General features: G+C 48.1%; 6 protein-coding genes and 1 tRNA gene. All 7 read left to right on the top strand.

Annotated elements, in window-relative coordinates; genetic code table 11:
- Positions 1-227: 227 nt before the first annotated feature.
- The 7 genes from DWW13_RS17345 to DWW13_RS17315 all read left to right on the top strand — a co-directional run bounded on the left by DWW13_RS17345 (position 228) and on the right by DWW13_RS17315 (position 7,336).
- Positions 228-695, top strand: a complete 468-nt coding sequence (locus tag DWW13_RS17345; protein ID WP_055218984.1) for an Hsp20/alpha crystallin family protein — start codon at positions 228-230, stop codon at positions 693-695.
- 263 nt (positions 696-958) lie between these two features.
- Positions 959-2,548, top strand: a complete 1,590-nt coding sequence (locus DWW13_RS17340) for an ABC transporter substrate-binding protein (RefSeq protein WP_055267768.1) — start codon at positions 959-961, stop codon at positions 2,546-2,548.
- Between the two features lie 219 nt (positions 2,549-2,767).
- Positions 2,768-3,946 (top strand): cation diffusion facilitator family transporter, encoded by a 1,179-nt coding sequence (locus DWW13_RS17335; protein WP_118601701.1) that lies wholly within the window; start codon positions 2,768-2,770, stop codon positions 3,944-3,946.
- A 135-nt stretch (positions 3,947-4,081) separates the two neighbouring features.
- Positions 4,082-4,153 (top strand) — tRNA-Gln (locus tag DWW13_RS17330).
- 77 nt (positions 4,154-4,230) lie between these two features.
- Positions 4,231-4,935 carry an acyl-[acyl-carrier-protein] thioesterase gene (locus tag DWW13_RS17325; protein ID WP_118720699.1) on the top strand — a complete coding sequence of 235 codons (705 nt, stop codon included), beginning with the start codon at positions 4,231-4,233 and terminating at the stop codon, positions 4,933-4,935.
- A 66-nt stretch (positions 4,936-5,001) separates the two neighbouring features.
- On the top strand, positions 5,002-6,471 hold the full coding sequence (locus DWW13_RS17320) for a nicotinate phosphoribosyltransferase (RefSeq protein ID WP_118720697.1): 1,470 nt from the start codon (positions 5,002-5,004) through the stop codon (positions 6,469-6,471).
- 13 nt (positions 6,472-6,484) lie between these two features.
- On the top strand, positions 6,485-7,336 hold the full coding sequence (locus DWW13_RS17315) for a CvfB family protein (protein WP_022462037.1): 852 nt from the start codon (positions 6,485-6,487) through the stop codon (positions 7,334-7,336).
- Positions 7,337-7,378: the final 42 nt, after the last annotated feature.

The following is a 7,378-nucleotide window of genomic DNA, read 5'->3' as shown; positions in this document are numbered from 1 at the left end:
TAACAAAAATATTAGCACTCACCTCTTGACAGTGCTAATAATAAGTGTTATATTACAGCTAGAACAAAGGAAGAGGGATACAAAGAGAGGAAAAGAAGAAAACCTCCGGTATCCGGAAGCCTTTCCGTTCCAAAGAAACAGGTAAACAAAAAGATCCGGTGAAAAGAAAAACCGGAGAAAAAGCATGGATCAGGTTCCATGAGAAGAATAAGAAGGAGCGATGACTTATGTTAATGCCTAGTATTTTTGGAGAAAATTTATTTGATGACTTTTTCAACGATTTTCCGTTCTATGATTATGACAAAGAGATGAAGAATACAGAAAAGAAACTGTATGGCCGCAAAGCCAGCCATGTGATGAAAACAGATATTCGCGAGCTGAATAATGGCTACGAGGTAGTGGTTGACCTTCCGGGCTTCACAAAAGATGAAGTTCAGGCCACACTGGAAAATGGTTATCTGACCATCAGTGCAGAGAAAGGTCTTGACAAAGACGAGAAAGAAAAAGAGAGCGGCCGCTACATCCGTAAAGAGCGTTACGCAGGTGCATGCAGTAGAAGCTTCTATGTAGGTGAGGATATTACCGAAGAGGATATCAAGGCTGAATTTAAACACGGTCTGCTGAAACTCTTCGTACCGAAGAAGGAAGCAAAACCGGCTGTGGAGCAGAAAAAGACAATCTCCATTGAAGGATAAAAGAAAAAAAGCAAAAGCGTTTGCCGCCCGGGAATGTTAAAATTCCCGGGCGGCAAAATTTTTATCTTTTTCCGGCGAAAAGAAACCGAGCCGGGGCGTGCGGGAAAAAAGGTGCGAGGATAAAACGGCAGGGATGGATGCGCGCGATTTCCGGATTCGGAAAATAAATTGTATACAATAATGTACTTGCTATTTGGGAACAGGTCGGATACAATAGGCGTGACAATTACAAAATGAGAGAACTCGTATCAAAAGGAGAAATCATGAAGAAAAGAAGAAGCGTACTTGCGCTGCTTTTAGTTGCAGCTCTTACTGTTGTACTTGGCGGATGCCAGGATGGCAAGGATGGGAAAGCAGATTCTTCCGATACCACAAGTTCTCAGGTATCAACGGAATCAACCCCGACAGGGGAACCTGTTATGGGAGGTTCCATCACGGTAGGAATTCCTCAGGACATTGAGGATAGTCTTGACCCACACAAATCTGTTGCGGCAGGAACGAAAGAAATCCTATTCAATATTTATGAGGGCCTTGTAAAGCCCGATGAAGAAGGAAATCTGAACGATGCGGTGGCAGAGAGCCATTCGATCTCGGAGAATGGAAAGGTTTATACCTTCAAGCTCCGGAATGGTGTCAAGTTCCACGATGGAACGACCGTCACTGCAGAGGATGTAAAATATTCAATCGAACGCTGTGCGGGTATCAACGGAGACGGAACGCCTCTGGTAGAGGCATTTTCCAATGTAGACAAGGTTGAAATTCCGGACGAGAGCACGATCGACATCTATTTAAAAGAGGCAGACACCGAGTTTCTTGCCTATCTGACGGTGGCGATTGTACCTGAGCATGTGGAAGATCTGGAAGCAGATCCAGTCGGAACAGGCCCGTTCCACTATGTATCACGGTCCCCGCAGGAAAACATTGTCCTTGAAAAATTCAGCGATTACTGGGATACGGAAAATCAGGCGTATCTGGACAAGGTAACATTTCGAATTGTCAAGGACAGCAATGCAGTCGTAACAAACCTGAAATCCGGTACACTGGACATGTATGCACGTCTCAGTTCCACACAGACAGCGCAGCTTGCCGAAGATTCCGATTTTACGATTTATGACGGCGGTATGAACCTGGTACAGGCGCTGTATCTGAACAATGCCGTGGAACCGTTCAACAATGTGAAGGTGCGCCAGGCGCTCTGCTATGCGGCAAACCGTCAGGAAGTGCTGGATATGATTGCGGACGGAAAAGGAACGATCATCGGAAGCAGCATGTTCCCGGCATTTGGAAAATATTATGTGCCGGAACTGTCAGAGCGATATAATCAGGATATTGAGAAGGCAAAAGAACTGTTAAAAGAAGCCGGATACCCAGATGGATTTGAGCTTACGATTACAGTGCCAAACAATTATCAGCAGCATATCGATACAGCCCAGGTTCTGGTAGAGCAGCTTAAAGCGATCGGTGTTACTGCCAAAATTCAGCAGGTCGAGTGGGACAGCTGGCTGTCGGATGTATATGCAGACCGGAATTTCCAGTCCACGGTTGTCGGCGTTGATGCGGCCTATCTGACCGGACGCGCACTCCTGGAACGGTTTACCTCAACATCATCCAAGAACTTTATCAACTACAGCAACGAAGAGTATGATAAACTGTATCAGCAGGTTAAGACCAGCACGGATGAAGAGGAGCAGGTTGAGCTTTACAAAAAAATGGAAACACTGCTCTGTGACGATGCGGCAAACCTGTATATCGAGGATATGGCATGCGAGGTTGCTCTTCGGAGCGATTTTGCGGGCTATCGGTTCTATCCGCTGTATGTGCAGGATATGGCTAAAATTTATAAAGTAAAATAAAAATCAAATTATAGGGGACTCGAAAGGCAGAGGGAAAAGAAAAACTCTCATTCAATTGTCAAATGCTGCCGGAAGAGTCCCCTGTAATTATTAGTAGAAATCCCGAAAATATGTTAGGCTTGACTTTTTTTCCGACACTGCCTACTATAGAAAAAGACAGAGAAAACGTAAGGGCTCCGCGGCAATGCAGGAGGCCTTTTTTTAAAAGAAGGGGGAACCATGACAGATTTTCTGGTAAGACGTTTTGTAAAAGATTATGAGAAAACCGACAACGCGGATGTGCGCACGAGCTACGGCATTTTGTCAAGTATCGTGGGAATCTGCTGCAACATTCTGCTGTTTACGGCAAAGCTGCTGATCGGTGCCGGAATGAACTCTCTGGCGATCATGGCGGATGCGTTCAATAACCTTTCCGATGCGGCATCGTCTGTGATCAGCTTTGTTGGTGTCAAGATGGCAAACAAGCCGGCCGACAAAGAGCATCCGTTCGGGCATGGACGGATCGAGTATATTGCAGCGCTGATCGTTTCGTTTCTGGTTATTGAAGTCGGCTTTACGTTTTTAAAGAGCTCTCTGGAGAAAATCCGCAATCCGGAAGAGATCACATTTCAGATGGTTCCGTTTTTGATTCTGGTGCTCTCGGTTGGTGTAAAGCTGTGGATGGCGCTTTTCAACCGAAAACTGGGAAACCGCATTCAGTCGAAGGTGATGCTGGCAACGTCGGCGGATTCCATGGGTGACGTGATCACGACGAGCGCAACGATCGCTTCTACATTGATCTGCCATTTCCTTTCGGTTAATATCGACGCAATCGCAGGACTTGTTGTGGCGGTACTCGTTATGTGGTCCGGTATTTCCATTGCAAAAGATACATTGGAACCGCTGATCGGGCAGGGCGCGGATCCGGATCTGTATGCACGGATCATGAAAGAGGTTGCTTCCTATGAAGGAATTGTAGGAACCCATGATCTGATTGTCCACAACTACGGGCCTGGCAGAAGTATGGCATCGATCCATGCGGAGGTGCCGCGAGATGTCGATATCGAGGTATCGCATGATATTATCGACCGCATTGAACATGAGGTCGGCGAAAAATTGGGGATTCTGCTGGTCATCCACATGGATCCGGTGGAGATCCACGATGCGACGGTTCTTGCGACAAAGGAGAAGGTAAGAAACGTAATTTCCATTCTTGATCCGGAGCTTTCCTTCCACGATTTCCGTATGATCAACGGGTCGGAGAAAAAGAAGCTGATTTTTGATCTTGAAATCCCGTATTCTTATAAGAAGAAAGACTGTGATCGCGTGATCGGGCAGATCGGGGCGCTGATGAAGGAAATGGATGAGAAGTATGAATGCGTCGTCAACATCGACAAAAAATACGTGGCGGGAGAGTGACAACGGCCGGGTTGAGCCGTCAAATCCCTTCCAAAATGTTCCAAAAGTCAGTTTTTTGAAAAAAATAAAAAAATTTCAAAAAAGGTGTTGACTTTTCTCTTGCGATAGTGTATTATACATTTTGTCGCAAGGCAATGGGCTATCGCCAAACGGTAAGGCAACGGACTCTGACTCCGTCAGTTCCTGGTTCGAATCCAGGTAGCCCAGCTCATTGAAAGGTCTCAGGTCTCGTACCTGAGGCCTTTTTCGATGCTCAAAAACAAATACAGCAGGAGGAACAAACGATGAAGTATTCCTTTACGAGCAGAATCCGCTACAGCGAAATCGGTGAGGACGGAAATCTCACCCTGCCGGGGCTGATCAATTACTTTCAGGACTGCAGTACCTTCCAGTCGGAAGCGATCGGCGAGGGCGTTGCGGAGCTCAAAAAACGAGGCTGCGCCTGGGTGCTGTCCGCGTGGCAGATTCATGTGCGCCGCTATCCATCCCTCGGTGAAGCGGTAAAAATCACTACATGGGCGAGCGGCTTCAAAGGATTTCTTGGCATGCGTAACTTCACGATGGAAACAGAAGACGGCGAAATGCTCGCCTGTGCCAACTCCATCTGGTCTTACGTCAATATGGAAACGGGTCATCCCGTCCGCGCACCGAAAGAGACGACAGACGCCTACGGCATTGACGATCCGATCGGCGAGGATTTCGGCGAGCGCAAAGTGAAAATGCCGGAAGCAGATTTCATCGGCGAACCGTTCCCGGTGCGGCCGCACAACCTCGATACGAACCACCACGTCAATAATGCACAGTTCATTTCCCTTGCCGGTGAATGCCTTCCGAAGAACTTCACCGTGCACCGGATGCGCGCCGAATACAAACAGCAGGCGCACCTCGGTGACGTCCTGCATCCGCTGCGCGCCGAGACGGAAAACGGCTGTTTTATCTCGCTGAACGATGAAAAAGGACAGCCATACGTAGTTGTGGAATTTCAATGATTGTGGTACAATCGGAAAGAATAAGATACGAACGTAATAAACACAATGAGGAAAGGGGAATTTGCCATGAGAGCGCAGAACCTTACACTGTTAACCGATTTATATGAACTTACCATGATGCAGGGCTACTACGAGAACCCGTCCGATCAGATCGTGGTATTTGATGCATTTTACAGAAAGAATCCATGCGGCGGCGCATACGCCGTATGTGCAGGACTTGAGCAGGTAATCGAGTATGTCCGCGATCTTCACTTTTCACCGGATGACATCGACTATCTCCGTTCCCTCCATATTTTCAACGATGATTTCCTGGAGTATTTAAGAGGCTTCCATTTCACCGGAGATATCTATGCGATCCCGGAAGGAACCGTCGTATTCCCAAGAGAACCGCTCTTAAAAGTTGTCGCTCCGATCATGGAGGCACAGCTTGTAGAGACCGCGATTCTGAACATGATCAACCATCAGAGCCTGATCGCGACGAAAGCATCCCGCGTTGTTTACGCGGCAAAGGGCGACGGCATCATGGAGTTTGGACTCCGCCGTGCACAGGGACCGGATGCCGGTATCTACGGCGCGCGTGCTGCCATGATCGGCGGCTGCATCGGAACCTCCAATGTCCTGACCGGACAGATGTTTGACGTTCCAGTCAAGGGAACCCACGCACACAGCTGGATCATGAGCTTCCCGGATGAGTACACCGCATTCAAAACGTATGCGAAAATGTATCCGGAAGCCTGCATTCTTCTCGTAGACACCTACGATGTTCTCGAATCCGGTGTTCCGAATGCGATCCGCGTCTTCAAAGAGATGAGAGCAGAGGGCTTACCGATGAAGGGCTACGGCATCCGCATCGACAGCGGTGACCTGGCTTACCTGTCGAAAAAAGCATATCAGATGCTCGAGGCAGAAGGTTTCGGCGATGCCATCATTTCCGCATCCAGTGACCTCGATGAGTACCTGATCGACAGCCTGAAAACCCAGGGTGCGAAGATCAATTCCTGGGGCGTCGGCACCAACCTGATCACATCCGGTGACTGGCCGGCATTCGGCGGCGTTTACAAGCTGGCAGCAGCAAAAGATAAAGATGACGCAGAATTCACACCGAAGATCAAGTTGTCCGAGAACTCTGAGAAAGTAACAAATCCGGGTAACAAGACCATTTTTCGTATTTATGATAAAGAAAGCGGAAAGATCCGTGCAGATCTGATCTGCCTCGCAGGCGAGATCTTCGACGAGAGCAAAGATATGATTATTTTCGATCCGATCGAGACCTGGAAAAAGACGAAGATCAAAGGCGGAACCTATACGTTAAGAGAGCTTCTCGTTCCGGTTTTCCAGAGAGGCGCATGCGTCTATACTTCTCCGTCTGTGATGGAGATCCGCGACATCTGCACCAGAGAGAAAGATACCCTCTGGGAGGAGTCAAAACGTCTGGTCAATCCGCATGAGGTTTATGTGGATCTGTCCGACAAGCTGTACCACATCAAGAGCGACCTGCTCGAGGAGATGAGCATGAAGGCCCTCGACGAGCAGTAAGAAAGGAAGTCAAATGTTAAATATAGGAAGAAAGCAAAAGCTGGTAGTAGTAAAGAAAGTAGAATTCGGTATTTACCTTGGAGAGACCCGCGAAGCAGGCGAGAAGGAGCGTGTTCTCCTGCCGATCAAACAGGTGCCGGAAGGAACAAAAGAGGGAGATGAGCTGGAAGTATTTCTGTACCGCGATTCCAGCGATCGTCTGATTGCGACAACCAGAGAGCCGAAGCTGGTGCTTGGAGAGCTGGCTGTCTTAAACGTAGCTGCTACCGGAAAGATCGGAGCATTTCTGGACTGGGGTCTGGAAAAAGATCTGTTTCTTCCGTTTAAACAGCAGACCCGCCGCCTCCATCCGGGCGATGAGGTTCTGGTTTCCCTCTACATCGACAAGAGCGACCGTCTCTGCGCAACGATGAAGGTTTACCATTTCCTGAAAACCAATTCTCCGTACGTCGTAGGCGATATCGTAAAGGGAAGAATCTACGAGATCAGCGGAAACTTCGGCGTTTTCGTTGCTGTTGATGACCGCTACTCCGGTCTGATTCCAAAGAGAGAAGCACAGGCAGACTATCATGTCGGCCAGGAACTTGAGTGCCGCGTTACCGAAGTCAAAGAGGACGGAAAACTCTCCCTGTCCGCACGCGGAAAAGCGTACGAGCAGATCGCAATCGATGCAGAGAGCGTTCTTTCTGTGATTGAGGAATTTGCAGGTGTCCTTCCATTTGATGACAAAGCATCACCGGAAGTGATTCAGAGAGAATTCGGCCTCAGCAAAGCAGCATTTAAGCGCGCGGTCGGCCATCTGATGAAAGAAAAACAGGTTGTCATCCGCGACGGTAAAATCTGGACGGCAGAAAAAGCAAAATAAGAACTATAAATGAGCAAATCCAAAATATTGCACAAAAGAAAG

Source organism: Blautia sp. AF14-40 (genome assembly GCF_003479665.1).
Taxonomy (GTDB): Bacteria; Bacillota; Clostridia; order Lachnospirales; family Lachnospiraceae; genus Fusicatenibacter; species Fusicatenibacter saccharivorans.
This window is presented reverse-complemented; position numbering and strand designations above follow the sequence as displayed.